Source organism: Bacillus sp. AFS029533 (genome assembly GCF_002585125.1).
Lineage (GTDB): Bacteria > Bacillota > Bacilli > Bacillales > Bacillaceae_G > Gottfriedia > Gottfriedia luciferensis_B.
The window spans coordinates 165,224-191,084 of record NZ_NUQC01000021.1; the positions used below are offsets into that span (position 1 = coordinate 165,224).

General features: G+C 32.7%; 30 protein-coding genes. 4 read left to right on the forward strand and 26 right to left on the reverse strand.

From position 1 onward, the window contains the following. Window positions 1-3: 3 nt before the first annotated feature. From COE53_RS11875 to COE53_RS11895, 5 genes are all read right to left on the reverse strand, one after another. Window positions 4-2,106: an HD family phosphohydrolase gene (locus COE53_RS11875; RefSeq protein ID WP_069034176.1), complete on the reverse strand. Its 2,103-nt coding sequence runs from the start codon at window positions 2,104-2,106 to the stop codon at window positions 4-6. Window positions 2,107-2,179: 73 nt separating this feature from the next. After that, window positions 2,180-3,142, reverse strand: coding sequence for a PhoH family protein (locus COE53_RS11880; protein ID WP_098948071.1), 963 nt, complete (start codon window positions 3,140-3,142; stop codon window positions 2,180-2,182). A gap of 3 nt (window positions 3,143-3,145) precedes the next feature. After that, on the reverse strand, window positions 3,146-4,333 hold the full coding sequence (yqfD, locus tag COE53_RS11885) for a sporulation protein YqfD (protein ID WP_091022349.1): 1,188 nt from the start codon (window positions 4,331-4,333) through the stop codon (window positions 3,146-3,148). 48 nt (window positions 4,334-4,381) lie between these two features. Then, a complete protein-coding gene (yqfC, locus tag COE53_RS11890; protein ID WP_091022830.1) occupies window positions 4,382-4,630 on the reverse strand; it encodes a sporulation protein YqfC in 249 nt (82 codons plus the stop codon). 343 nt (window positions 4,631-4,973) lie between these two features. After that, window positions 4,974-5,438, reverse strand: a complete 465-nt coding sequence (locus COE53_RS11895; RefSeq protein ID WP_098948072.1) for a hypothetical protein — start codon at window positions 5,436-5,438, stop codon at window positions 4,974-4,976. 400 nt (window positions 5,439-5,838) lie between these two features. Between COE53_RS11895 and COE53_RS24345 the strand changes: the two genes are divergently transcribed. Beyond that, window positions 5,839-5,967 (forward strand): hypothetical protein, encoded by a 129-nt coding sequence (locus COE53_RS24345; RefSeq protein WP_286162567.1) that lies wholly within the window; start codon window positions 5,839-5,841, stop codon window positions 5,965-5,967. A gap of 65 nt (window positions 5,968-6,032) precedes the next feature. Here COE53_RS24345 and COE53_RS11900 read toward each other — a convergent pair whose 3' ends face one another. From COE53_RS11900 to COE53_RS11920, 5 genes are all read right to left on the reverse strand, one after another. Next, on the reverse strand, window positions 6,033-6,482 hold the full coding sequence (locus COE53_RS11900) for a GatB/YqeY domain-containing protein (protein WP_069034181.1): 450 nt from the start codon (window positions 6,480-6,482) through the stop codon (window positions 6,033-6,035). Between the two features lie 14 nt (window positions 6,483-6,496). Further along, window positions 6,497-6,670 (reverse strand): 30S ribosomal protein S21, encoded by a 174-nt coding sequence (gene rpsU, locus COE53_RS11905; protein WP_003152957.1) that lies wholly within the window; start codon window positions 6,668-6,670, stop codon window positions 6,497-6,499. Window positions 6,671-6,832: 162 nt separating this feature from the next. Continuing rightward, complete coding sequence (gene deoC, locus COE53_RS11910; RefSeq protein ID WP_025569238.1) at window positions 6,833-7,504, reverse strand: deoxyribose-phosphate aldolase; 672 nt, start codon at window positions 7,502-7,504, stop codon at window positions 6,833-6,835. A 154-nt stretch (window positions 7,505-7,658) separates the two neighbouring features. Beyond that, window positions 7,659-8,876: an MFS transporter gene (locus tag COE53_RS11915; RefSeq protein ID WP_025569240.1), complete on the reverse strand. Its 1,218-nt coding sequence runs from the start codon at window positions 8,874-8,876 to the stop codon at window positions 7,659-7,661. A gap of 351 nt (window positions 8,877-9,227) precedes the next feature. Further along, complete coding sequence (locus tag COE53_RS11920) at window positions 9,228-9,839, reverse strand: sterol desaturase family protein (protein ID WP_098948073.1); 612 nt, start codon at window positions 9,837-9,839, stop codon at window positions 9,228-9,230. Window positions 9,840-10,011: 172 nt separating this feature from the next. Between COE53_RS11920 and COE53_RS11925 the strand changes: the two genes are divergently transcribed. Next, on the forward strand, window positions 10,012-10,323 hold the full coding sequence (locus tag COE53_RS11925; protein ID WP_025568175.1) for a hypothetical protein: 312 nt from the start codon (window positions 10,012-10,014) through the stop codon (window positions 10,321-10,323). 440 nt (window positions 10,324-10,763) lie between these two features. On the opposite strand, the gene COE53_RS11930 is transcribed toward COE53_RS11925, so the two are convergent. The 3 genes from COE53_RS11930 to COE53_RS11940 form a co-directional block, all read right to left on the reverse strand. Further along, window positions 10,764-11,231: an RDD family protein gene (locus tag COE53_RS11930; protein WP_098948074.1), complete on the reverse strand. Its 468-nt coding sequence runs from the start codon at window positions 11,229-11,231 to the stop codon at window positions 10,764-10,766. Window positions 11,232-11,374: 143 nt separating this feature from the next. Beyond that, window positions 11,375-12,088 carry a WxL domain-containing protein gene (locus COE53_RS11935; RefSeq protein ID WP_098948075.1) on the reverse strand — a complete coding sequence of 238 codons (714 nt, stop codon included), beginning with the start codon at window positions 12,086-12,088 and terminating at the stop codon, window positions 11,375-11,377. Between the two features lie 402 nt (window positions 12,089-12,490). Continuing rightward, entirely contained in the window at window positions 12,491-13,330 is an 840-nt protein-coding gene (locus tag COE53_RS11940) for an SAM hydrolase/SAM-dependent halogenase family protein (RefSeq protein ID WP_069034186.1), read from the reverse strand. Window positions 13,331-14,060: 730 nt separating this feature from the next. On the opposite strand from COE53_RS11940, the gene COE53_RS11945 reads away from it, so the two are divergent. Continuing rightward, window positions 14,061-14,495 (forward strand): hypothetical protein, encoded by a 435-nt coding sequence (locus COE53_RS11945; protein WP_098948076.1) that lies wholly within the window; start codon window positions 14,061-14,063, stop codon window positions 14,493-14,495. A gap of 149 nt (window positions 14,496-14,644) precedes the next feature. On the opposite strand, the gene COE53_RS11950 is transcribed toward COE53_RS11945, so the two are convergent. The 9 genes from COE53_RS11950 to COE53_RS11990 all read right to left on the reverse strand — a co-directional run bounded on the left by COE53_RS11950 (window position 14,645) and on the right by COE53_RS11990 (window position 21,462). After that, a complete protein-coding gene (locus COE53_RS11950; protein ID WP_025568179.1) occupies window positions 14,645-14,824 on the reverse strand; it encodes a tudor domain-containing protein in 180 nt (59 codons plus the stop codon). Between the two features lie 6 nt (window positions 14,825-14,830). After that, window positions 14,831-15,127: a ferredoxin family protein gene (locus tag COE53_RS11955; RefSeq protein ID WP_025568180.1), complete on the reverse strand. Its 297-nt coding sequence runs from the start codon at window positions 15,125-15,127 to the stop codon at window positions 14,831-14,833. Next, a complete protein-coding gene (locus tag COE53_RS11960) occupies window positions 15,128-16,423 on the reverse strand; it encodes an FAD-dependent oxidoreductase (RefSeq protein WP_025568181.1) in 1,296 nt (431 codons plus the stop codon). Next, entirely contained in the window at window positions 16,407-17,447 is a 1,041-nt protein-coding gene (locus COE53_RS11965) for an electron transfer flavoprotein subunit alpha/FixB family protein (RefSeq protein WP_025568182.1), read from the reverse strand. The genes COE53_RS11960 and COE53_RS11965 overlap by 17 nt, the downstream gene beginning before the upstream one ends. Next, on the reverse strand, window positions 17,448-18,275 hold the full coding sequence (locus tag COE53_RS11970) for an electron transfer flavoprotein subunit beta/FixA family protein (RefSeq protein WP_025568183.1): 828 nt from the start codon (window positions 18,273-18,275) through the stop codon (window positions 17,448-17,450). A 186-nt stretch (window positions 18,276-18,461) separates the two neighbouring features. After that, window positions 18,462-19,325 carry a VOC family protein gene (locus COE53_RS11975; protein ID WP_098948077.1) on the reverse strand — a complete coding sequence of 288 codons (864 nt, stop codon included), beginning with the start codon at window positions 19,323-19,325 and terminating at the stop codon, window positions 18,462-18,464. Further along, window positions 19,322-19,681 carry a DoxX family protein gene (locus COE53_RS11980; RefSeq protein ID WP_069034189.1) on the reverse strand — a complete coding sequence of 120 codons (360 nt, stop codon included), beginning with the start codon at window positions 19,679-19,681 and terminating at the stop codon, window positions 19,322-19,324. Before COE53_RS11980 ends, COE53_RS11975 begins: the two co-directional genes overlap by 4 nt. A gap of 955 nt (window positions 19,682-20,636) precedes the next feature. Continuing rightward, complete coding sequence (locus tag COE53_RS11985) at window positions 20,637-21,086, reverse strand: RrF2 family transcriptional regulator (RefSeq protein WP_025568186.1); 450 nt, start codon at window positions 21,084-21,086, stop codon at window positions 20,637-20,639. A gap of 172 nt (window positions 21,087-21,258) precedes the next feature. Then, window positions 21,259-21,462, reverse strand: a complete 204-nt coding sequence (locus tag COE53_RS11990; protein ID WP_098428898.1) for an alpha/beta-type small acid-soluble spore protein — start codon at window positions 21,460-21,462, stop codon at window positions 21,259-21,261. A 296-nt stretch (window positions 21,463-21,758) separates the two neighbouring features. On the opposite strand from COE53_RS11990, the gene COE53_RS11995 reads away from it, so the two are divergent. Continuing rightward, window positions 21,759-22,793 carry an LLM class flavin-dependent oxidoreductase gene (locus COE53_RS11995; RefSeq protein ID WP_025568188.1) on the forward strand — a complete coding sequence of 345 codons (1,035 nt, stop codon included), beginning with the start codon at window positions 21,759-21,761 and terminating at the stop codon, window positions 22,791-22,793. 46 nt (window positions 22,794-22,839) lie between these two features. On the opposite strand, the gene COE53_RS12000 is transcribed toward COE53_RS11995, so the two are convergent. The 4 genes from COE53_RS12000 to COE53_RS12020 all read right to left on the reverse strand — a co-directional run bounded on the left by COE53_RS12000 (window position 22,840) and on the right by COE53_RS12020 (window position 25,847). Continuing rightward, window positions 22,840-23,301 (reverse strand): SRPBCC family protein, encoded by a 462-nt coding sequence (locus tag COE53_RS12000; protein WP_098948078.1) that lies wholly within the window; start codon window positions 23,299-23,301, stop codon window positions 22,840-22,842. A gap of 477 nt (window positions 23,302-23,778) precedes the next feature. After that, on the reverse strand, window positions 23,779-24,042 hold the full coding sequence (locus COE53_RS12010; RefSeq protein ID WP_098948079.1) for a hypothetical protein: 264 nt from the start codon (window positions 24,040-24,042) through the stop codon (window positions 23,779-23,781). Between the two features lie 206 nt (window positions 24,043-24,248). Beyond that, window positions 24,249-24,677: a DUF4395 domain-containing protein gene (locus tag COE53_RS12015; RefSeq protein ID WP_098948080.1), complete on the reverse strand. Its 429-nt coding sequence runs from the start codon at window positions 24,675-24,677 to the stop codon at window positions 24,249-24,251. A 243-nt stretch (window positions 24,678-24,920) separates the two neighbouring features. Then, a complete protein-coding gene (locus COE53_RS12020) occupies window positions 24,921-25,847 on the reverse strand; it encodes a helix-turn-helix transcriptional regulator (protein WP_098948081.1) in 927 nt (308 codons plus the stop codon). Window positions 25,848-25,861: the final 14 nt, after the last annotated feature.

The window sequence follows — 25,861 nt, forward strand, 5'->3', positions numbered from 1 at the left end:
ACCTTATCTTTCATCTGGATACTGTATTCTTGAATGGAAAGTTCCTTTTAAAGTCTCACACAATGATTTCTCAACAATGTGTAATTCTTTTAAATTTAATTCACACATTGCAAACTGACCATCATTCAAACGATCATGCATAATGGAAGAAACTAATACCTCGATTTTTTCCATATCAGGGTCCTTTAACGAACGAACTGCTGCTTCAACACTATCAGCAATTCCTACAACTGCCGATTCCTTTGAATGAGCTTTTGGACCTGGATATCTAAAATCACTTTCTTTAACATCAGGATTCGTCTCTTTTTCCTTATAATAAAAATACTTTAATAAAGTTGTACCATGATGCTCCGCTGCAATATCAATTATATCTTTTGGCAAATTATATTTTTTTAGTATTTTTACACCATCACTTACATGCCTTAAAATGATATCTTTACTTTGAATCGGTTTAATACGATCATGAGGATTATGACCACCCATTTGATTTTCAATAAAGAATCCTGGATTATTCGTTTTACCAATATCATGATAATATGCTCCTACCCTAGCTAACAAACCATTTGCACCAATCGCTTCACAAGCACCTTCAGCTAAATTTGCAACCATTATACTATGATGGTATGTACCAGGAGCCTCTAATAATATTTTTCTTAATAAAGGATGATTTGGACTACCTAACTCAACAAGTTTAAATGAGGATACCATTCCAAACGAATCTTCTACAAAAGGTAAAATCCCCATCGTAATGACACTTGATAAAACTCCGGAAGTAAGTCCCATTAATAAATAAATCCCAATTTCCACTGATGAATATTGTCCATTTCGTATTAAAATCAAAGAAAACAGAGTAGCAATATTAACAAGCGAAATTAAAAATCCTGCATGGAGAATCATTGAACGCTTATTCTTGACCTCATTTAAAAATAAAACGGCGATTGAACTAAATAAAATATAAATTCCAGTCGAGTAATTAATTGCGCCATTTACATCTTCGTTAAACATTAAACTACCGCAAATAGAGAAAATAATAGAAGAAACCATTAAATATCGATTACCTAATAAAAACTTTATCAATAAAGTTCCAATCGCAACTGGAGCTACATATACAAGGCCAGAAAACTCAACTTTTTGAAACAAGCTTACAATTTTCAAAATTAAGATTGTAAAAATTACAATGCTATAGTATGTAACGATGTATATATTCCCTTTTTCTTTCAATGAAGCCGTTTGCTTCAATACGAAGTACGCCAATACTCCAATTAATAGAATTAATCCAATATACGGTTGAATCGACTGTTTGTTTTTTATTAAGCCAACTAATTTTAATTGATCATATTTTTCCTTTGTAATTGTCTCTCCAGCTTTTACTAAGACTTGTCCTTGTAAAATATAAACACTATCTACACTTTCACTTTCTAGACGTTTTCTCTCTTTTGTCTCCTCTGCATCAAAAAAGTAGTTTGGCACAATCGCAAATTCACCAATTGAGATCATCGCATCCTTTAGTGAAGGATTAACGCTTACATATGATAATTCGTTTCGTAGCTTCCCACGAGATTCTTCGATTTGGTTCGTCGTGATTTCCTCAGACATTACATTGTTAATCGCCGTATTTAACGAAGCTTTCGTAATATTTAACTGTTCTTCTGACGATCTAACTAAAGTGCTAAATACACTATCTTCTAAGTTTTTACGAATATCGTCAGGCAGTTTTTTCTTAACATCACTTGTTTCTTTATCAATTAATGCTTGTCCTGTCGGATTATCACTTTTTGCATTTTCATTTTTCACTTCTGTAACAATATCAAAAATTGAATTTACTATGTCGATCCGTTTTTGTGTATAACTTTCCTCATATTTATATACATCCTCAACTCTTGCTGCAGCCTCAAGTCGCTTTTTAGCCGTAGCTCCTTTGTCCTCAATCGTGATAGGTGAATAAATATTATCATCAGCAATTGATAATAGCTGAATGTCGTATTTTACCGGTCTAACATGACTAACTAAAAGAAGAAAACTTAATAAGCTGAATGCAACAGTACATAGTAATATGACAAGAGTTTGATTCTTAAAACGCTGAATTAAAGCTTGCAAACTATTCATTGTTTCCCCTTTCTAGAAATGCACCTCATCATAAAAATACGAAATGACCCTATCAATGTAGGGTCACTACGAATCATTCTTTTGCTAAATCATAAGCTTGAATAATCTTTTGTACTAGTGGGTGACGAACTACGTCAGTTTGTTCCAAGATTGTCATACCAATACCCTCAACACCTTTAAGTGTATTTTGAGCTGATATTAAACCAGACTTTACTCCTTTAGGTAAATCAACCTGTGAAGGGTCTCCTGTTATAACCATTTTAGAGCCAAATCCTAAACGGGTCAAAAACATCTTCATTTGAGCCATTGTCGTATTTTGAGCTTCATCCAAAATGACAAAGGCATCTTCTAACGTACGTCCCCTCATGTAAGCCAAAGGAGCAATTTCGATTGTTCCTCTTTCAATTAAACGTACAGTATGCTCTTGTCCTAAAACATCGTGCAAGGCATCGTACAATGGTCTTAAATATGGGTCAACCTTTTCCTTTAAATCTCCTGGTAAAAATCCTAAACTTTCTCCAGCTTCCACAGCAGGTCTTGTTAAAATAATTTTACTTACTTTATTATTTTTTAATGCTTGAACAGCCATGACAACTGCAAGATATGTTTTACCTGTACCAGCAGGTCCAATTCCAAATACTAAATCATTTGATTTAATTGCACGAAGATAATGTCTTTGTCCAAAAGTTTTAACTCGAATTGGTTTACCTTTTGAATTCTTAATAATTTCTTCGTCATACAACCTAGCAAATGATGACAGCCTTCCTTCTTTAGCCATCTGAATTGAGTATGTAACATCCCTCGATGTAATACTCACTCCATTTCGAATAACCTCTAAAAGAGCTTGAATGATTTGCTCAACAGTTTTCACATCTTCATTCGTACCTGAAACTTGTACAGATTGACCACGTGACACAATCTTAACATCAAGCAAATTTTCAATTATTTCTAGATGCTTATCGTTTGTACCAAATAAGGCAATTGCTTCGTTTGGATCCTCTAGTTGTTGATTAATCGTTAGTAGTTGTTCTGGCATTACTCAGTCCCCTTGAACAATAGTTTTCGTTTTTGTGATATCTTCTAAAACTTTATAATACATTCTTAAATTAACTTTACCATTGTCTATTGACTCGTGCAAAACTTTTTCTTGTAAAATTTTGGCATCCGGACTTAACTTTTTCATTAATTCCTTCTTACCAATTTGTTTTCCAAGTTGAGCAGCCTGCACTTTAGAGTATGTTCTTACATATTTTTCACTTTCCAGAGTAGTCTTTTTACTGAAAAAAATCGGCAATTTCCATTTTAAAAATTTAAATTGATACGAACTATTTTCATCTTCAAAAGACTTATATTTATTCTTATCAAAACCCCAAAATTTTATTTTATTTTCCTTAGTTCCAATATAATAACTAGTTTTTCTCTCTCCTGTAAGCACCGTAAACGGAGTATCTAAAGGAACACTAATAATTTCCTCTCTCCAAACTTCCCCCATGATTTTGCCCACTGCGGGAACTAAAATAGGATGTTCTTCTGTTCCGATTATTCCAGATACTAATATTTGACCTTTTTTCACAAAGTCATTCTTTACGACAAGAGGTTTCCCTTTTTCAACAAACATACTTGAAATGACAGCTTCTTCACTTGCAATAATATGACGTGGACTTAACGCCTTCTCAGGCTTAGGTATATGCTTTTCAACTACCTCAAAATGAAAGGTAGTCCCATTTAATTGTACACCAATCCAGGTTAATGTCGGATTATCATCTTGGAGCTTTTTCTGGATTGTTTGCATTCTAGGTAAAGTAAATTGAGAAGCTCCAGTCTTAACACCCATCGCAGTTAAATCTTTCCGGAGTTTATATTCCACTTCAGGTGAAGCACCCTTTATATCTATTCGCCAAACCATATTTGAAAGTAAAAATAATACAACTAAAAAGCCAACAACCCCTACAACAAATCCAAAATACTTCCATGCTCGTTTAACTTCAAAAGGCAGCCCTTTCCTGCCAATAAAATAAACCTTATATTCTTTTTTGCGAGGAATATTCTTGATCCGTTTATAATCTTTCAACTCAATTGTAAACGTGATTGAATTTGTTCCACTTTTCTTCACATCACGAAGTGGAATCCCCTTTCGCATACATTCATTTAAAAAACGTTCTGGTCCAAGCCCAATCACTTTTACTTGAACCATCCCCGTAAGTTTTGAAGTCCATTGGTTTTTCATCCTAATCCCCCATGTTCATTAGACTGATCATGGTGTAAGTTCTAGATGCTATTCATTAATAAAATACACATGCTCAATTTCGCCTTCCAACAAAATCTCCTCAGGTAACATCGTCTTCAAAATAAAATCTTTCCCCTTAATCAACAACTGCCCTTGCTTCATTAACAAACGCAATTCATTGTCCGAATACACAAGTAAGCCTCTATGGTTTTCAATATAAATATGTAGTTGACCTAACATCGTAATACGTGGTAATTCCAATAGTACATCTGGTGGTAAGTCCATCTTACTTGACATCCATGTTTTTAAATTATGCGCTAATCTTTTCAAGATAGACTCCTCCCCCTTTCATATCATATTTATGATGAATTTTGAGAAGGTATGATATAAAAAGTAAAAGGTAAAGGAAATTTAAGATGTATAGTTGGATTTTATAAAGGTATGGGTTATTGATTTTTAAATGATGAAGAGGAAGCTGGGTTTTATGGGTACTGACGTCTGTGTTGTACGGAAGATCAATCAATGAATTTAGGGTTCGAATGTCTCTATAATGAGCCCACTTATAATTAATTTTCAGTTATGGCACATAGTAAAAAACCGAGAACAAATAACTATTCTCGGTTTAAATTTATTTGCGTTTTTACATTCTTCTTTGGATTGTAACATCTTGATAAACATCTTGTTTTCCTTGTGAAGTAGCAACCCACCAAAGTACCCCTTGTGTGAGAAAGAAAAGACTCCACATTACTACAAGACCAATTGAAGTTAGATCACTTTTCCCATCACCGTATATCCCTTTGACTGTAACATAAGTGATGAGTACACTTACGATCAAAACTACCAACTTAATAAATATCGGCCTTTTAGCCATAGTTGTTTCCATTTGTGGTGAATGATTTGTTTCTGTTTTGACTAGTTTTTTATTTGATCTAGCATAGTCATGAACCCCTTGCTTGATCTCTTCTTCTAGTCTTTCTTCGTCACCAATTGCCATCTCTCTTGTAATATAGATTAATGTAAATGCAAATGGTACGACAATTATTAACCAACCTAAAGCAAATGCTATTCCACCAAGATCATTGTGTAAATCCCCGAACGGTGTCATTATTCATCTCTCCCTTACCAGTAGATGTTAAACAAATGCATTGTTTATCTGAATTCATCATACCGAATAACTTTAATTTTATATGTGATATAAATCACAAACTTAGTTAAATATTGACTAAAATATTAATAATTTTTTCATTGACTCTTTAGATGGGATTTTTCTGTAAATTGGAATTATACAGATTTTAAAAAGAAGGAAGAAATTTACAACCAAACTGGATATGGAGCTTAATTAAAAGATAAAGTTTACACCTTGACTAAAGAAGGTGAAGCTGTGGGATTGTGGATAAAGAACTAATTAGCGGTTTTATAAGAAATTAGGTTATTTTTTAGTGAACCGTATTGTTTTCGTGAAAATTTAAGCAGATTTATGTGATTTAATGGACTGAAGCATCATTTTGAAGAAGTTAATTGCAGTTTTTGAATTTTTATTTGCACTTTCGATGATTTTAATTGCTGTTTCGGAAATTTTATTTGCACTTTCGAAGATTTTAATTGCAGCTGGTGAAATTTATTTGCACTTTTGAACATTTTAATTGTACTTCCGAAGTACTGCAGTACTCAAAAAAAATAAACGTCTATAAATAGACGTTTATTTTAACAGACTTGCTACAGCTTTATTCACAGAAGAGCCATCAGCTTGTCCTTTTACTTTAGGCATAACTGCACTCATTACTTTCCCCATGTCAGCTTTTGATGTAGCACCGACTTCTGAAATTGTAACACGTACAATTTCAAGAAGTTCCTCTTCAGATAATTGTTGAGGCAAGTATTCTTTTAGAATCAGTAACTCTTGCTTTAATTTATCCACAAGGTCTTGACGACCAGCTTTTTCGAATTCCAGGAGGGAGTCTTTACGTTGTTTCACTTCACGAGTTAAAATTGTTAACTCTTGATCAGCTGACAATGTCACATTATTCCCTAAGCTAATTACTTCATTTTGTAATGACGCTTTCACCATTCGAATAACTGCTAACTTGTCTTTGTTTTTTTCCTTCATCGCTTGTTTCATATCTGAATTCAAACGTTCGAGAAGACTCATAGTAACACCCTCTCTTAGAATTTACGTTTTCTCGCTGCCTCTGATTTTTTCTTACGTTTTACACTTGGCTTTTCATAAAATTCGCGTTTTCTTGCTTCTTGTAGCGTACCAGTTTTAGAAACTGAACGTTTAAAACGACGAAGAGCATCTTCTAAAGATTCGTTTTTACGAACGACTGTTTTAGACATCTTACTTTTCCCTCCCTCCAAGCTACCACTTACAATCAATAAAACACTGTAAAAAAGAAACACTTTTCCACATGTCTTTTACGATTATAATACATAAACTATTGATAGGTCAACAGGTAAATGTCAAGTTTGAAACTTAACACCCTTTGCCATTAAAAGGAATCAATAGCCTTCTGTTGCTACGTTTCCTTGGACAATTGTGATTCCATTACTTGTGCCTATTCGAGTTGCTCCGGCTTTAACCATTTCATTTACACTTGCTAGATCACGTACGCCGCCAGATGCTTTAACTCCAATATCAGGTCCAACTGTTTTTCTCATTAATGCTACATCCTCTACAGTTGCACCACCAGTTGAAAATCCTGTAGATGTTTTAACGAAATCTGCTCCAGCTTTTACAGAAAGCTTAGAAGCCATTTCTTTTTCTTCATTCGTTAAAAGACTTGTTTCAATAATTACTTTTACTAATGCTTTACCTTTTGCTGCATTAACAACTGCTGCTATATCTTGTTCAACAGTGTCATAATCCTGATCTTTTAAAGCTCCGATATTAATCACCATATCGACTTCTCCGGCTCCATTTTCAATTGCATTCTTCGTTTCAAACGCTTTTGTTTCTTTTGTATTGGCACCTAAAGGAAACCCAATTACAGTACAAACTAAAACTTCAGAGCCCTTTAACAAATTTGCACAATGACTGACCCAAGTTGGATTCACACAAACCGAAGCAAAATTATGTTCTTTTGCTTCTTGACATAATTTTTCAATTTGAGATTTAGTTGTTTCAGGTTTTAAAACTGTATGATCAATCAATTTATTGATATTAGTTGTCATTTTGTAGTGCTCCTAACTAATGTTTTTTTCAAAAATACTCTTTTAAAGACACTGAAATATCAGCATTGATTATTATTTGTTTTTTCATTTTAATTATGTGAAACCTGAGCTTAAAATTTAAAAAACTCAGCCAAAAAAATTCAAAGCATCAAATTTATATAGATGCATTTGAATTTTTTTCAACTGTTTTATGAATATCTTTTACTTTAAGCATCATAAAGAATGAAATTGTAATAAAGAAACAACCATACAAGAACATGAACTTGTATCCAATAAAATCCATAATTGCACCTAATAATGGTGGTGATATAATATTAGCAATTGATGAAAACAAATAATATAAACCTGTATATGTTCCAATAAATCCAATCGGTGCCATCTCGGCTAAGAAAGGATAAGAATTAATATTTACTAATGCCCATAAACATCCCATAATCAAAAAGACTATTCGGATGAATAATAAATCCTTTAAGAAAAATAAAACAACAAAACCAATGATAATTCCAAATATACCAATTAATATGCTTCGTTTCTTACCAATTTTTGTTCCTATAAACCCGGCAGGAATGGCAAAGATTAAAAATGCTAATGATATGAAAGCAAATGAAAACGCCGCTGCACTAACTTTTACTCCTAAATAAACTTCCCCATAACGTGTAAAAAAAGTTTCAATTCCATTAAATCCCGTGAACCAACTCAGAATTGCTAATAATAGAAATAATGCACTTTTATTTTGAATTGCTGAACGAAAACCTTCTCTTAATTTTACCTTTTCTTCAGCCTGTTCATAATATAGGACATCTCTTTTTTCTCTAATAAAGAAAAAAAGAATTAGAAAGCTAAATAACATTAAAAATCCTGCCAAGTAAAAAGGAAATCCTTTATTTAGATCCCACAAAATTGAACCTACAAAGAACGCAATTAAAGCACCAATTCCACCCATAAAATTAATGACACTATTCGCCTTGCTTCTTTGTTCAACTCTTGTTAAATCAGGCATAAGTGCTATTACCGGAGAACGAAAAATACTCATACTTAAATTCATAAACACAATAAAAAAGATCAACATAAAAAGTGTTTTATGCACTGGAATTAAAAAGGTAAATAGTGCTGCAAGTGGCATACCGACCATTAAAAATGGCATTCTTCTACCAAATCGTGTATCTAAACGATCACTATACATTCCTACGGCAGGTTGTAAAAATAGTGCAAAATAATTATCAAACGTCATAATAAATCCGATTAAAGCAGATGACTTTAAATAATCGCTTAAAAGTTTTGGCATAAAAGCATTATAGACCGACCAAGTAAGACTGATTGCAAAAAATCCAAATCCTAAAAGCATAATTTTTTTGTAATTTAGTTTAGGCATTCGAATTTCTCTCTTCTGATCTGTCTATAAACATTTTCTAAATGAGTTTGATCTAATGACACAATCATCCCCCCCTTATTCTCAGTATAGTAAGCACACCAATCAAATATTTACCCTTTTTTCAATTTTTATAAAATATTAATTTATTAGGAAAAGTTCATAAAATAGAGGTTGTTTCATAATAAAAGAAGCTTTAAACCGACAAAAAAACCTAGTGTAAACACTAGGCATTTTCTTTCATTATTTTAATAATATAAAACGTACAACCGGCAATAATGCAGCAACAACTACCATTTAAAAATGATAAAAAGTAAATCATTTTTCCTCCAAGATACCTTTTTCCCTTGCAGTTTACATTCTTTCTTCTAAGGCTTTCGCGGTATTACTTGTTACTACTTCCTTCTCATCCTTTAATGTACCAAAAATCCCATCAAAAATAGGTGTCGATACACCATACCAAAAGTTTTCATTTTTGAAATGATGCAGGATATGTAGCTTTTTAATCTGTCGTCCTACTTTCGTTATAGGTTTAATTGGCCTGTGAGCTACATAATGTTTCCATTCGTACACGAGTAACATAAAAACTAAACCTGAACCAAATGCGATTGTTTGAATTAGATCTTTCGATATCAAAAAATAAATTATACAAAGTGATCCTAAATTCGGAATGCTATACCATATCGGTAAAAATAACAATTTCAAATCATCTGGATACGTATGATGATCGTAATGAATTCTTTTCATAAATTTAAGTAATAGTTTATTTTTTGGTGCCTTTATGTGAAAAATGAAACGATGTGTTACGTACTCACTAAACATAAAAAAGATTAATCCTATCATAAAAATTAAGACAGTAAGCCACGAAAAATGAAATCCTATACTATAAATAATTCCAACTAAAAAAAGTACCCCCATTACAATAATATCGAAATGAAGAAAAAAGTCTCGATATAGTCCCTTCATAAAATCCCCCCTCATCTATACCTAAATTATCTTAATACCAAATTTATATTTCAATATTATTTATGTAATTCCTTTTTAAGTTCTAATTGAACTGATTATTAATTTTGAATAAAGCACTGGTCGGTGAGGATAATAAAAACGATAACCAAAAATACGTAAAAGGGAGATTTATATGGAAAAAAGGAGATATTATGTGTCCGTTCAAGCAAAAACAATTGTTCCAAATCAGGGGGACGCACCTTATGAGTTGGAAATCGATGCTACAATCGATGAAAAACATAGACTCGAAAGAATTTTCCATCAGATTGACAGTTATGATGAAGCAGCAGGTATTCAAACTGCTTTCATCATTCCTATCACAAATTGGAGCCAAGAAAACAATGATGGATATGACTATTTTTTAAAACAAGCCTATGCAATGATTTATGAATTAGGTACTGAAGAAACTCGTGCTCATATAAGCCAAATGAAAATATTAAAATAAAAAGAAAGCTCACTGAGCTTTCTTTTTACATGTTGTTGAAAAACAACCTTGNNTAGGAGTCGAGCACCCTTTCGTTCCAATCAACTTATTCATCAAAAAAAGTCTGCCATAAATCCTAATCAAATAGCCTTTACTTAGAGTAATCTAACAGTTGTTTATAGATAGTTTGTAGGTCAATTGAATTCAACATTAATTAAACTAAATTAATCAATTGAATTTGTAAAATTAGCTCATAATTTTTTATCTTCTGAAAAAAACTAGTTCTAGTGTTATTGGCATAATAAATTGTTTAAACATATTAATATATAAAACCATAAAAGATTATCCAAAGAATGATAATTTCATCATTATAAATGTTCATTTTATATCCGTTTTCCCTATTGACCATTTTATATTTCAACATCCTGTAAAGAGATAACATAATGAGCTTTCTTTTTATTTTAAACATCAATTACTTTTGTTTTTGCAATTAAATCATGTAATGTTCTTCGATCAGAAGAAAAAATGAAAAACGGATCAATAAATGCAACACAACCTATAACTAATGAAAAGTATGGTATTTTTATGTATCCTAAAAGGAAAAAAATTTCTCTAATAATCATCGTCTTTAAATTTACTTCTTGACCATCAATCTTAACGATTGCAATATTTAACCAACGCTTTCCGATTGTTTGTCCTTTCCAAACAAATGTAGGGATCAGAATAAAAACTATAATGATACTAATAATGGATAGTAGGGAAGATCCAATATCAAATTTGTCTACTTTATTAGGATTAAAAAATGCTGAAAACTTTGTCATTCCAGTAATTATCGAAATGACGAAAATAAAAAGAAAACTTATAAATCCATCAACCAATATTGCTAATAACCTACTTGATCTACTTGCTAATTTAGAATACGATTCCAATTAAATCTCCACCTTTAGTTTCTAAGATGTTCTTAACGACAGTTTAAATTATACAGAATTTTTAATCGAAAAAATATAAAAGCCTAATAGAAAGTACCTATCAGGCTAATAAATATCGATTAAGCTTTTATATGTAGATTCAATTATACACCTGGTGCATCGACTAGTGTCCAAGTAACAACAGCTTCATGATTTCCTATTGTTGCAGAACCACCAGGAATTTGTAATGTTACATTATTATTTACTGCACCATCATTAACATCAGGATTTGGGCCTAACCATCTTGTTAACCAAGTACCAAGTCCCGTACCAGGTTCAGCTGTAACAACTGAAGATTCAGTTAATCCATCTGTAATTAGTGTAATCGTTTGAGCAGGCGTTGGGGGTGTTCCACTACCTGGTGTTACAACTGAACCATTTTTAAAAGTAAGAACCGCTCCAGGAAGTGTTTCAGTTGTACCGTTTGTAAACTTACTAGCTTTTGCTGTCACTTTCCACCCTGCACCAGTACCTCTTCGATCAGAAACTTGAATAAAAGGCTTTTTAGATGTAGAAGAATAAACCTGTTCACTAGTTGAAACTTCTTTCGAACCAAATTGAACTGAAGAAACAAAATCCAAAGTTAGCGGACCTGTTTCACCTGTAGGTGGATCTGTTGGATCAGTAGGACCAATTGGCTCTAATGGAGTTGATGGGTCGGTTGGATCTACTGGTGTTACTGGACCAGACCCTTCTGTAAAATTAATAGCTGCTTTTGAATTTGCTTGAGACGTAACAGCTGCAAAAGATGTATTTGCCGCTCCTACAAGTGTTGAAAAACTTACTACGCCAATTGCTACAATTTTTGAAACTTTCATTTAATCAAAACCCCTTACAAAAATTTTTCATATAAAGATGCTTTCAAAAAAGGACTTAACATCTCTATAAGTTACACCCAATTATAGTAAACGAAAATACAATTGTCTGTGAATAATTTGTGAAAACATTCACTAAAATTTTACTATTAATTTTACAAATCCCCTAGATATTAGAAATTTAATAGATTAAAAAATATATATTTCGTGAACTTTTTCACGTAATTGTATAAATTTTAATTCAAAATCTCCTATTCCCCGATTTAAATTCACTGCAAAAAAAAGAAGCTTACTTAAATACAAGTAAACTTCCAAGTTAAAATTCCAATGAAAAATTACTAAAATTTTGAATCAGGAAAAATAAAACTATTTCTCCTAACCCGAAAGTACTTGTACGATCTTTCTCTACTTACTTTTAAGTGTTATTTCCCATTCTATACCTGTATCAATTCCGTACTCATCAGTAAATGAGCCTTGATTTACAGCGACTGCCATTTGATCTAGACTGTTTGCATATAAGATTGGTTCTCCAATTGCTACATCGGCAAATGATTTTCCATATTTTACTGCTTCTTTGTATACTTTTCTTCCTTGGTGTGTAATTAATACTTCGACAAAGTCTCCATGAGAAACACCTTGTTTGAGAAATTCTGATCGATCAATATTCGTCCAAATACTACCATAACGAACATCAAGTATATCAATTGTTCCTGTTATCGAATTGTTTTCACTATGACATTCTTTAATTGGTAATTTTATGTAAGAATTTGAATCAACTTCTGGACCAATATTTTCAAAGTCGATTATTCCAGAAGCTAATCTTGCACCTGTAAAAGCAAATATATCTCTCCCATGGAAAGTATAGGATTCACTTGAATTTGGTAGTCTATTAATTTCTTCGTCAATAACTCTTAATTGGTCGATTCCATATATTTTGCCTACATGTGTTAACGTTCCGTTATCAGGTGTTATAATGAAGTGATTCGTATTTGTGCGAGCCACTATACTTCTACGATCTGAACCTACCCCTGGGTCTACAACTGAAACAAATACTGTTCCAACTGGCCAGTAATTCATTGTTTGTACAAGTCGGTAAGAAGCTTCCCAAATATTGTATTGAGGTATATCATGGGTCAAGTCGTAAATCTTAATATCTTGATTTACACTACAAGAAACACCATACATAGCGCTAACTGCTCCATCTAGTAATCCAAAATCTGACTGAAACACTAATGCATTTCCCATCTAAGCACCCCTAATTGTTCGAATATTTAAAATTAAATATAAATTCAATCTATTATTTAGTCAATGATATTATTCGTATTTTATTGAATGAATTTAATTATAGCTTTGCTTTTCTCAATTATTACGTTGGAATTGTATAGTTTTGGTAAATTCTAATTCTTTTAACCTTAATGTCGGTTTCGACGTTGTCCTTAAACTTCAAATAAAAAAGATATAGTTGTTAGATACTATATCTATTAATAACATTAGCATTTAAAAGTATATAGTTATGAAATGTTGGCACGTAAATATATATTATTTCCTTTAGTGTCCCCTAGGTTTATGTAATAATGTATCCTAAATTAAAAAACTTAGATACAATTCGGGGAACTTTTTCGTTTAAGTGGACAGGTGTTAATTTAAAATTTAACTAAACCCTAGACACTTCTATATTAATAGAAATCTTCCTATTAAATGTTTGAGTGGACGAACTTAAAGAAAAGATCATAAGTAGTTCTAAAGGAGTTATTTTTTTATGAACATTTTACGTATACCCCACTCCATCTTTAATTACAAGCCAATAACAACTAAAGTACTTAAAAAAAATAGTTACACATAGGAAAATAGCACCCACTATTTTATCCGATGGAATTTACCTATACTTTAGTAACGCTCCAATTAACTTTAAAAAGGGAATTTAGTCCTCTATCACGAATAGTTATTAGGTGGCGAAATATAGGGAGGCTAACGATTGTACACCTTTATTGAATTACTATGTCTTATAGGAATCCTATTTTTTATTATTAAGGGGATTAACTCTTTCTTTAAAATGAACGGAAAGTCTATAAAGAATTTTATTATTACTGGGGCCCTATTTGTTTTATTTATTTTTACCTCTTTTACAGATCCTTCAAATGAAGCAGAACAAATAGAAGCAACAGAAAAAGACACAACTACTAAGCCATCCAAAATAATTTATAAAATTGAAGACTCTAAGCTAGAAACTGGTCAAAAAGAAAAAACAAAATTATCTAAACCTAAAAACAGCGATAACTTAATTAAATCCTGTAAGAATAGAGTAGGATGTAAATCCAAATCTGATAAAGTACCTATCCAAGAACCAAAAAAAGTGAAAATAGAAAAAGGAACATATAGGATTGTTTTTATGGTATACGGGTTAATGTGATAGATTTTTTCCGTTTTCCTTTTTTTAGTAGTAGTTGTCTTATTTTGAGGTTGTATCCGTGATTTAATATGTAAATGGGGGCTATATGGGAGGTTGTTTTACCTCTCATATAGCCCCCAACTTTATATCGATTCATTTAAAAAAGTGAATTATTTTGGAGTGAAAAGTTGAATTAATTCTGCGCAACTAATTTTCCTTAGTAGATCGAAACTTGCCCAACTACAAACACGATCCTCCCAAGCTACTAAGCAATGATTATCTTTAGTTTCCATAACCGTTCCCACAGCACCATCTAAGCTAAACATAACATAGTTGCCTATCGAGAACATTTTCGATCACCCCAATCTAAATATAATTCCGTGCCCACCTTTCGGATATTCCCATTTAATATTTTGATGAGGACAGCCTATTCTACAACTTCCACATTCATGACATCCCTCATATCCAACATGCATTCGAATATTTTCCCATTTATAAACTTCTGCTGGACAAAAGATCGTACAGATTTTATCGGGACATTTTGTCATACAAATATCGGAATCTAGTACAGTTAAGTGCGATTTTGTATCAGCATTAAAACGAACGAGATACTGCTTTTCTTCGATTGTACTTTCTTTTTTTGTCTCACTCATTTATTTCATCACCTTCCATGCTTTGTATACATCTTTCGCAAGCTTAAGTTTAGCTTTTGCTCCTCCTATATTACTCATGATATTCTTTTGTTTTTCCCATTTAGATTTACCATCTACTGTAAACATTTGGCTGGCAGATTTATTTAATAGCGGAATATATTGCTCGAAATATTGAGGGAATTTTTCAAAATGATGTGTTGCATCTTTATATTTTTTCAAATCCTGTCCTACGAAGCTATTTAGTAATTTATCAGCGTACGGTTTTAAAGCAACATCAGAGTAGTTATCAATCGCTTTTGCTTCGATAATGGTTTCTGCTGCTAATCTTCCAGATGTCATTGCCATATTTGAACCTTCACGATGAATTGCGTTTACTAATTGTGCTGCATCACCAATTACTAATACTCCGTTTCCTACCAATTTAGGAATCGATTTGTACCCACCTTCAGGAATTAAATGAGCAAGGTATTCTTGTGGTTCGCTTCCTTGAATATACGGTCTAATCATCGGATGATTCTTAACGTATTCAAGTAAATCATAAGGTTTCAATTTGTTTTCAATCATTCCTGATAATAATGTACCGACCCCAATACTAAGAGAATCTTTATTGGTATATAAAAATCCTGTGCCAACTATGCCTTTTGTCGCATCTCCAAATAGCTCGATTGCTACCCCTTGGTTACCTTCAAGACCAAATCGATCTTGAATTATTTTACTATCTAGCTTTAATATTTCCATTGTAGCTAAAGCGACTTCATCTGGTCTCCATTCTTTATGGAAACCTAAAGATTTTCCTAAAAGTGAATTTACGCCATCAGCAAGTACTACCACATCGGCATATAAATCACCATCAGGTCGATCTGTTCTTACCCCTACAACCATATCGTTTTCAACAATACACTCCAGAACAACCGTTTCATTGATTAATAATGCACCTTGTTCTACTGCTTTTTGAGCAAACCATTGATCAAACTTTGAGCGAAGAACCGTAAAATTATTATAAGGTTCTTCAGCAAATTCAAGACCTTTATAGCCAAAGGTTGTAGCGGATTGTTTATCAAGCATCATAACTCGCTGCTCTACAATCACACGCTCAATTGGTGCATCCTTCCAAAATTCAGGAATAACGTCCTCCATCATTTTTCGATACAATACACCACCCATAACATTTTTCGAACCTGGATACTCTCCTCTTTCAATAAGGACAACATTAACACCATTTTTTGCGAGCTCGTATGCACATGAAATTCCTGCTGGGCCTGCTCCAACGACAATTACATCAAATTTTTCCGGCATGATCGTGATTTTCCTCCTTTAAAGAAAAACTTTCTTGAAATTGGTTAATCAGCATTGGAACAATTTCAAATGCGTCTCCTACGATGCCATAATGACAAGATTGAAAAATTGCCGCATTCGGGTCTTTATTTATCGCAATAATGAGACCTGAATTTTGCATCCCAACAATATGTTGTATTGCGCCAGATATCCCAATTGCAAAATAAATTTTTGGTGTAACCGTCACGCCAGTCTGACCTACTTGATGATGATGTTCAACCCAACCAGCTTCAACTACATCACGACTTGCTCCAACAGCCGCTCCAATCGATTCAGCAAACAGATGAATCAACTGAAATCCGTCTTTACTACCTAATCCTTTGCCACCAGCTACGATAATATCGGCTTCATCAATGCGAACCTTCTTAGTTGTTGCACGTACAATCTCTAATACTTTTGTACGAATATCTTCTTCTTTTAAATCAATTTCTTCTTCGATCACAACTCCTTCAGCACCAGGAACCGGAGCGAGCGCTTTCATTACTTTTGGACGAACGGTAGCCATTTGAGGTCTATATTTCTTACAAAGAATAGTTGCCATTATATTTCCACCAAATGCAGGACGACTAGCTAATAATAGTCCTGTATCTTCTTCAACATCTAATACTGTTGTATCAGCTGTTAAACCCGTAGGTAAGTCTGTTGCAACTGCACTTGCTAAATCCTTCCCTTTAGAAGTTGCGCCATATAGTAAGATTTCGGGCTTATATTTGTTACAGCATTCAAGTACTGCTTTCATGTAAGATTCAGTACGATAATCCTTAAAAATTGGGTCATCATATACATAAACGATGTCAGCACCGTATTCAAATAACGTAGAGGCTAATGATTTCACATTTTCACCAATTAATAATCCTGCTAGTTCGCAACCACGTTTTTCAGCTAATTCTTTACCAGCTCCAAGCAATTCAAGTGACACGGGTGCAATGACTTTATCGTTTTCTTCAATAAACACCCAAATACCTTTGTACTCTGAGAAATCCATTTATACCCCTCCTTTCACTTCAAATAACTCTTTCTTCTCATTTAAAATCTTCATCAGTTCATTTACTTTTTCTAATGAAGTTCCTTCAAAAACCGTTCCACCTTTAGCCTTTGGTGGAGCCCATACTTTTGATACAATTGTTGGTGAACCTTTTAAACCTAATTGTTTAATATCAATATCTTCTAAATCCTTCACGGCCCAAATGGTCGGGTTATACCTTGCAGCTTTTATCATATTTGTAAGTGATGAATAAGGAACTTCATTGATTTCCTTCTCAACTGCAAATAAACAAGGTAAACTCGTTTTAATTACTTCATGTCCATCTTCTATTTTCCGATGAACAATTGCATACCCTTCATCTTTATTAATTTCTTGAACCTTCTTAACTGATGTTAACGGCGGTATATCTAAACGACGTGCAATACCTGGTCCAACTTGTCCAGTATCACCGTCAATTGTCATCTTTCCACAAATGATTAAATCAATCGCTTGAATTTGTCCTATTTTCTCAATCGCTTTTGTCAAAGCATAACTTGTCGCTAAAGTATCTGCCCCAGCAAATGCACGGTCCGAAATCATATACCCTTCATCTGCACCGATTTCAATACATTTTCTTATAGCTTTAACAGCCGGTGGTGGCCCCATCGTAATAACCGAAACTGTTCCACCGTATTTATTCTTAATTCGAACAGCTTCCTCTACAGCATGAGCATCATACGGATTTAATATTGCTGGAGCACTCGCACGGTCCATCGTATTCGTTTTAGGATTCATCTTAATGATCTTTGTATCAGGCACCTGTTTTATACAAACCACAATATGTAACACTTTTTCACTCTCCCTTTTTCTTCCCGTCTCCCATAGTTAGTAAATGTACATGTTGTTCAAATATATTATTTTTATTGAAAAAATATGATAGAAAGCAACGAAAAAATGAGAAACGAAAAAAAGAGACATTTACAACATAGTAGTTGAAAATCTCTCTTCAGTCTGGTACTCAAATATTTTGTATTTTTATTTTTCATTACCAACTAAAAGTTGGATTGTTATGCCTGATGGGTCCTTTGTAAATGTTACGCCATTATCTACAAAAACAGAAGCGCCCATATTCTTTAAACGATTGACTACCACCGATTTTTCTTCTTCACTTGGATATAACAACGTAAAATTCTTTAATCCTGCACTGCTATCAGAAGATGCAACTCCTCCTGCGCTATGCCAAGTATTTAAACCGATGTGATGATGATAACGTCCAGTTGAAATAAATAAAGCCTGGCTTCCATATTTCGTTACAACATCAAATCCAAGTCCTTCACAATAAAACTTCTCTGTGCTATTTAAATCAGAAACTTGTAAATGGATATGCCCCATAATTGTGCCTTTTGGTAGTCCAGTAAAAGCTTCATTCTCAGCAAGTGCTAAAAGACCCTCTACATCTAATCGTTTACTATCCATAACAACATACTCATTATGCCATTGCCAATTCTCCGATGGACGATCTGCATAAATTTCAATTCCATTCATATCTGGATCCGCTAAATAAATTGCTTCACTCACTAAATGATCCGAACCACCTTGAAGTGGATTTCTAGTTTCAATCATATGCTTAAGCACGATACCTAAATCTTTTCGAGTAGGTACTAATAACGCAAAATGATATAATCCTGTATTTTGCTCATTTTTAGGTGTAACATTGTCTGGCTGCTCTAATCTTATTAAAACATTTACCCCATCCGCAGTTAAGCTAGCATTTGTAGTTGAATGTTCCAAAACTTTTAAACCAATAACCTCTTGATAAAATGCTAATGAACGCTCTAAATTCGCAACTTTTAATTCGACTGTTGGAGCATAAACTTTAGGCTTTTGATGAAAATTCATTTTAATTTACCTCCTCTAGAAAATAGTACAATTAATGTTAACACTAACAGAATGAATGGAGCCATTGCAACACTCAGGCCTTGACCCGCATGTAAATGAGTAAATACAGCACCTACCATAATAATTGCCAATCCGACTGAAGCAAGCTTACCTAATATAATCTTCCAATAACCAACTAATAAACCAATTGCCCCTAACACCTCAAATGAACCAATCGTATACATCATACTTTTTGAATAACCATAAACCTCTTTAAAATCATGTAACATCTGAGTATTGCCACTTAATTTCACAAATCCAGACAGTAGAAATGCAATAATTAATATCCCTTGGATAATTCGGGTAAACCATTTCATTTAAAAATCTCTCCCTTTTTAGTTTTATACTGAACTTAATTTAAGCGCAGTTATTTTTAGAGTTTTATACTATATTTGATTTTATTTCGTTTACTGTTCTTTATTCGAAGACAGTAAAGTATAAAAAAATAGTGTGATTGATATTAAGTGGTTACTTTTTGTAAGTTAGTGATTTAAATACAGTATATGCGATAACTGTTCTCATTTCAAGTGCATTTTATTATTTTGATTAACCAATTTTTCAAAATTAGAATTTTACGCTTGTTGAAATCCTTTGAGAGAAAGAATTTTGTTAAAAAAAATGTATTATCAGTTCACTTTAATTCATTAAAAGAGTCCAATCGATCGTGTATCTGAACAAAAATCACTTCAATTGATACAAAAATTTGATATTTTCTAACGTAAACGATTCTCTTTTATATTTTAATAGCGATTTTGTTATTTTTAATTGCGATTTCCGAAAATTATTTACGATAGCACTATTTTAATTGCGATTGTTGATATTTATTTGCGATGGCTCTATTTTATTTGCGATTCCTGATATTTATTTGCGATGGCTCTATTTTCTTTGCGATTTTTGACATTTAATTGCGTTGGCACAATTTAATTGCGATTCCTGACATTTATTTGCGATAGCACTATTTTCTTTGCGATTCCTGACATTTTATTTGCGATGGCTCTATTTTCTTTGCGATTCCTGATATTTATTTGCGATTCCTGATATTTATTTGCGATTCCTGATATTTATTTGCGATTGCTCTATTTTCTTTGCGATTTCTGAAATTTATTTGCGTTGGCACAATTTAAATGCGATTTCTGAAATTTATTTGCGTTGGCACAATTTAATTGCGATTCCTGATATTTATTTGCGATGGCACTATTTAATTTGCGATGGCTCTATTTAAATACCATTCCAACAAAATAAAAATATCGTACATCCAAATGTACGATATTTTCAAAGTGATTCGATTGTTTTATGACTGGCACGTCTTACAAAATCAGCCAAAGTATAGTTACATAAAAAGCCAAGTAAGTGCTCTTCTGCTTCAATTGCAAAGTCTGAAAATACGTTGTTCATTACACGTCCACTAGTACAGTCAGATGTGGATTCAATTAGTGCGGTTGATAGAGGTTCTGTCATTTGTAGGGCAATGTAGACTTGTTTTAAGGTAATTTCCTCTGGTGACTTAGCTAATAAATAGCCGCCATCTCGTCCCTCTCTTGCTTCTACTATTTTTTCTTTTACGAGGGGAGCCATGATTCTTCTCATAAATGAAACACCTGATCTAATATGTTTTGCGATTGCTTTACTTGGTGTAACCCCTTCTGTTGTTGCTAGTAAAACTAATGCCTGAATAGCAAATCCGAACCACTTAGGTGTAACGGAATTTTTACAACTTGACATCATTTATCACCATCCAGTGATATTATTATCACCCGTTTTTGTTTCCCTTGCAAGTATATAGTAGTTTTTTAGTCTTGTTTAAATTAGTAGATAACGATTTATTGGATGGATCTAGTTGTTTTTAGACAATAAAAAAAGGATAGAAAGTTTGCTTTCCATCCTCATTTTTTATTTAACGAGCATATCCGCCTAGGCTTTGTTCTGCCATTTGAACTAGACGCTTCGTAATTTCTCCACCAACTGAACCGTTAGCGCGTGAAGTTGTGTCTGGTCCTAAGTGCACTCCAAATTCAGAAGCTATTTCGAACTTCATTTGCTCAATTGCTGAACTTGCATTTGGTGAAGCATATTGATTTGAAGATCTTCTGTTTGCCATGTTGTCGACTCCTTTGTCTTTTGGATGCTCTGATGTTGTTTATCAGATTAAAGATAGTATGATTCTAAAAATTTATTCTATACATTTATTTACAAATTTTTTTCTTTTTACCAAAAGTACTTCTTGTTACCATCTGAAGTTTTCGTGTATAAATATTTCCAAGTTCAAAAGCTTGTATTATCTCTTTAGATTTTCTATAATCTTAGCATACTGTATATAATTAAAACACAGTTTATCAAATGAAAACGTCTCGTTATTTCCATATATTGAAAAATGTTTTTTAGGAGGAAAATTTTATGATGAATAATCGTTTCCAAGATAAAGTTGCTAAGAATTTAAGTGAAATACCTTTATCTGTATTAGACTTAGCACCAGTTGTTGAAGGAAGCACTCCTGCTGATGCGTTTAAAAATAGTCTTGATTTAGCACAGCATGCAGAAAAATGGGGATATCACCGTTACTGGTTTGCCGAACATCATAATATGCCAGCAGTTGCAAGTTCAGCTACTTCCGTTGTAATTGGACATATTGCAAGTGGAACATCAACGATTCGTGTTGGTTCAGGAGGCATCATGTTACCAAATCATGCTCCATTAGTCATAGCAGAACAATTTGGTACACTAGAATCACTACACCCAGGTCGTGTTGATCTCGGATTAGGTCGTGCCCCTGGTAGTGATATGTCTACAACTAGAGCATTACGTAGAGATTTACGCAGCCACGAAGACTTCCCTGCTCAATTAGAAGAATTGCGTAATTACTTTAATCCGCCAGGTGGAATAGGCAGTTTAACGGTTCAAGCTGTACCTGGTGAAGGTTTAAATATACCAATTTGGTTATTAGGATCAAGTGGCTTTAGTGCTCAGTTAGCTGCTGAATTAGGTTTACCATTTGCATTTGCAGCGCACTTTGCACCAGACTATACAGTACAAGCAATGCAGCTATATCATAATAACTTTAAACCTTCTGAAGTATTAGATGAACCATATGCAATGATTGGTTTAAATGTTGTCGTTGCTGACACAGATCAAGAAGCAAAAAGACTTTTCACTACACAGCAACAATCATTTTTAAACTTAGTTCGTGGTGGCAAACCAGCTCTTTTAAAACCACCAGTTGATGATATGGATGAAATTTGGAATCCATTTGAAAAAGAAACACTTGAAAATCAAATGAAACTATCTGCTATTGGTACAATCGAAACCGTTACTGAAAAACTACAAACAGTTTTAAATATAACAAAAGCGGATGAGATTATGGTAAATGGTTCTGTTTTCGATCATGCAGCACGATTATATTCATATGAATTATTAAGTAAAGTATCAAAATAATAAAAAAGGAGAGCATTTGATGTTCTCCTTTTTGTTGTTTAGAAGCTTAATCCTGTTCCTTTAAAGCTTCTTGTTCGACTCTTTGTAAAAAATCATGTACTGCTTTTAAATTATTCCCCTTTGGATTAGCTAGTTTTAACATTGCTCGTCCGATAAAATTTACTCCAGCATTCGTGCCTTCATAAATAAATTTTGTATGTGTTTCGTCGATTTTTTCTACTATAAATGTTAGATTCGTTTCAAATGCATTTGCTAAAACAAAATGGATTTGCTTTTTTTTATATGATTCAGTATCTTCGTATGCTAAAGTTTCAACAATATAAGATTCTACACGTTTTCCTTCTCTATAACTTTGCTGATGCTTTGCACCTACTTCGTTTTCGTTTTTTTCGATTAAATTATGCTCTTCAACTTTTGGCATTATTTTCTTAATATTTTTATCTAAAAATAGACTCCATACTTTTGCGATATTTGTATTAATCACAATATCTTCGTTCCATTTAATCATTATTTGTAATCTTCCTTCCTGAAGCAATCATTTTATCTATTTCATTTATTTTTAAAGTTACCCCTTATTTTTCGTTTAACTTTCCTTAAAATCCTTGGAGAACACCACAATTTCAAATATTAGTTCTATTATACCGAATTATGTTTTCATATCATAAAAAAAGCCCTCTCATTTAATGAGAAGGCTCTGATTTTTATTATTTTTCACCTGGAAATACGATTGCTACAATAACTATATCGTTATTGACCCTTTCAAAATAAATTCGAAATTTTTTAATTACGACTCTTGATATTCCTTTATAATTTCCAAATTCTTCAGTATATGCTTTTCCAATGACTTAATTTTTTAATAAATCTTCTGTTTCTAAGACTATTTGTGAAATAAAATCAAATGTTTCTTCTGGAGTAAATCTTATACTTCTAAATTGGGTAAGTTTATTTCGTACATTAGGTAGCCATATAACATTTCTAAAAATCATTAAATGAAATCCTTAGGGGAAATTGATTTTAAAAACTCAGATGTTGACCCCCCTAATCCTTTTTTGTACTCTTCCTGACTTTTCCTAATCATAATCTCTATTTCAGGATTTGCTTCGATGTCTGCTTTAATAGAATTTTCTTCTTCTTGAAGAACAAGTGTGAATCGTCCTTTGCCTGGAACAGAAAACTGAACAACAGAATTCTCACGATTCATATTTGAAATATATCTCATAAGTTCTTCTGAGAATTGAGCTTTTTCCATCCAAATCACCACCAATAAAAGACTTATTATTATATCATAGCATATATCATACAAATAATTGGAATAAACCAATTAATTATATGTTACGAGTTTCAATTATTCTTCCATATTTTCAAAATCAACTTCTATTTATGATCAGAATATTGGATTTCATATCATAAAAAAAGCCCTCTCATTTAATGAGAAGACTCTGATTTTTATTTAATTTACCTTAAGCTTTTTCGGTATTTATATTGGTTCCATTGAAAATGAATATAGCATCCAATACAAAATCCATTGATTGCGATAAACGATGCTAATGCGACCATAATTGAAAACACATAAAATAATACGTTCCAACCAACTAATGCACCAATAAATGCTAGAGATAAGCAGGTTACTGCAATTGTTTGATTAAAATTTTGTTGGCCTTTATCTTCTTGCGGATAGCTCGATGGTTTCTTTTTTAAAAAAAGTTTAGCAAATTTTATGATTGGATGGAAATCAAAAAGTAATCCACTAAGACCACTAATTAAAGGAATAAGTAGTAGCCAGTACTGACCAGTGACCCAAGTCAAAATAACAGAAATAAAGATCGTCCATTGATTTGTACGAACTAAAGGTAATGGAATTGTATTTATTTTTGAATTAGACACACATAAAACCAACCTTCCGTATCGGAATAATTAAGTATAATCATAATATTATTTCAAAAACAATACAATCCATAAATCTGAAAAAAGTAAAATAATAATAAACAAAAGTCTCAGTAAAATATAAATGTTGATATTTGAATTATAAAAGGTTGTCTAAATTGACAACCTTTAGGAACTCTTATTCAACTAAAGCATTGCGTTAATTGCTTAAACCCTTTTCTTTTTCATGACGGAACCCGTCGATTATATATTTTCAAGAAGATCTCTATAATATTGTCGTAAAGTTTCCTTTAAATTAGTAGGCTCTATGATTTTTACTGTTTGTCCTAATCTGGCAAGATATTTAATGATAAAGCCAAGTTCATTTGGCTCATATGTACCAATAATATATGCATTTTCCAACTCGTAGTTTAATTTCATGGATGGATAATGTTCCTGTTCAAATAGTTCTATTCCTGCTTGATTAATCAACCATTTAAATTGTATTGCATTGTCTGACGGCTTCCAAAGCGAATGCGAATTTTGCTTAGTAATTTCTTTTAATTCCTCCAAAGGTTGAATGGTTGTTATTTCAGCCGAAGTGATACGATCACAGCGAAAAACACGGTAAGCGGTTTTATCCATATCATATGCTTGACAATACCAATATCCCTTCATTACGTATATAGCAATCGGATGAATAGTACGAACACTGTTTTGATAGGTTATTTTTAGTACAATATTTTGAACCGCTGCCATTAATAATATTTCTAAATGCATGCTTTCTTTAATTTGTTCAGTATGTTGAAAGGATACGCGATTTTGCATCCTCTCTATATCTTGTTTTTGACATTCCGACAGTACATCTATGAATTTTTCATGAATTGTACGATAGGATACTTGAAAAGGTAAATTTGAAAAACTTTGAAGTGACTGCATTGCAAAGTAAAGCGCCAGGATTTCTTGATTATTAAAATAAATAGGTGGAAGTTTCATTTGATTAAGTAAACGATATCCTCCATAACGACCATATTCTGCATAGATTGGAGCTCCAATTTCTTCTAGTGAAGCTACATCTCTAAGTGCTGTCCTTTTTGAAATCTGAAATTCCTGCATTAAATCTTGAAGTGTAAATTGCTGTTTTTGATTGATGAACCGAAGTATTTGATTTATTCGTTCTGATTTTTTCATAAAAACACCTCTTA

Coding starts and splice junctions, on each gene's coding strand:
- COE53_RS11875 (WP_069034176.1), bottom strand. CDS start 2,106: ATGAATAGTTTGCAAGCTTTAATTCAGCGTTTTAAGAATCAAACTCTT.
- COE53_RS11880 (WP_098948071.1), bottom strand. CDS start 3,142: ATGCCAGAACAACTACTAACGATTAATCAACAACTAGAGGATCCAAAC.
- yqfD (WP_091022349.1), bottom strand. CDS start 4,333: ATGAAAAACCAATGGACTTCAAAACTTACGGGGATGGTTCAAGTAAAA.
- yqfC (WP_091022830.1), bottom strand. CDS start 4,630: ATGTCAAGTAAGATGGACTTACCACCAGATGTACTATTGGAATTACCA.
- COE53_RS11895 (WP_098948072.1), bottom strand. CDS start 5,438: ATGACACCGTTCGGGGATTTACACAATGATCTTGGTGGAATAGCATTT.
- COE53_RS11900 (WP_069034181.1), bottom strand. CDS start 6,482: ATGAGTCTTCTCGAACGTTTGAATTCAGATATGAAACAAGCGATGAAG.
- rpsU (WP_003152957.1), bottom strand. CDS start 6,670: ATGTCTAAAACAGTCGTTCGTAAAAACGAATCTTTAGAAGATGCTCTT.
- deoC (WP_025569238.1), bottom strand. CDS start 7,504: ATGACAACTAATATCAATAAATTGATTGATCATACAGTTTTAAAACCT.
- COE53_RS11915 (WP_025569240.1), bottom strand. CDS start 8,876: ATGCCTAAACTAAATTACAAAAAAATTATGCTTTTAGGATTTGGATTT.
- COE53_RS11920 (WP_098948073.1), bottom strand. CDS start 9,839: ATGAAGGGACTATATCGAGACTTTTTTCTTCATTTCGATATTATTGTA.
- COE53_RS11925 (WP_025568175.1), top strand. CDS start 10,012: ATGGAAAAAAGGAGATATTATGTGTCCGTTCAAGCAAAAACAATTGTT.
- COE53_RS11935 (WP_098948075.1), bottom strand. CDS start 12,088: ATGAAAGTTTCAAAAATTGTAGCAATTGGCGTAGTAAGTTTTTCAACA.
- COE53_RS11940 (WP_069034186.1), bottom strand. CDS start 13,330: ATGGGAAATGCATTAGTGTTTCAGTCAGATTTTGGATTACTAGATGGA.
- COE53_RS11950 (WP_025568179.1), bottom strand. CDS start 14,824: ATGTTCTCGATAGGCAACTATGTTATGTTTAGCTTAGATGGTGCTGTG.
- COE53_RS11955 (WP_025568180.1), bottom strand. CDS start 15,127: ATGAGTGAGACAAAAAAAGAAAGTACAATCGAAGAAAAGCAGTATCTC.
- COE53_RS11960 (WP_025568181.1), bottom strand. CDS start 16,423: ATGCCGGAAAAATTTGATGTAATTGTCGTTGGAGCAGGCCCAGCAGGA.
- COE53_RS11965 (WP_025568182.1), bottom strand. CDS start 17,447: ATGGATTTCTCAGAGTACAAAGGTATTTGGGTGTTTATTGAAGAAAAC.
- COE53_RS11975 (WP_098948077.1), bottom strand. CDS start 19,325: ATGAATTTTCATCAAAAGCCTAAAGTTTATGCTCCAACAGTCGAATTA.
- COE53_RS11980 (WP_069034189.1), bottom strand. CDS start 19,681: ATGAAATGGTTTACCCGAATTATCCAAGGGATATTAATTATTGCATTT.
- COE53_RS11985 (WP_025568186.1), bottom strand. CDS start 21,086: ATGTCAAGTTGTAAAAATTCCGTTACACCTAAGTGGTTCGGATTTGCT.
- COE53_RS11990 (WP_098428898.1), bottom strand. CDS start 21,462: ATGGCAAACAGAAGATCTTCAAATCAATATGCTTCACCAAATGCAAGT.
- COE53_RS11995 (WP_025568188.1), top strand. CDS start 21,759: ATGATGAATAATCGTTTCCAAGATAAAGTTGCTAAGAATTTAAGTGAA.
- COE53_RS12000 (WP_098948078.1), bottom strand. CDS start 23,301: ATGATTAAATGGAACGAAGATATTGTGATTAATACAAATATCGCAAAA.
- COE53_RS12010 (WP_098948079.1), bottom strand. CDS start 24,042: ATGGAAAAAGCTCAATTCTCAGAAGAACTTATGAGATATATTTCAAAT.
- COE53_RS12020 (WP_098948081.1), bottom strand. CDS start 25,847: ATGAAAAAATCAGAACGAATAAATCAAATACTTCGGTTCATCAATCAA.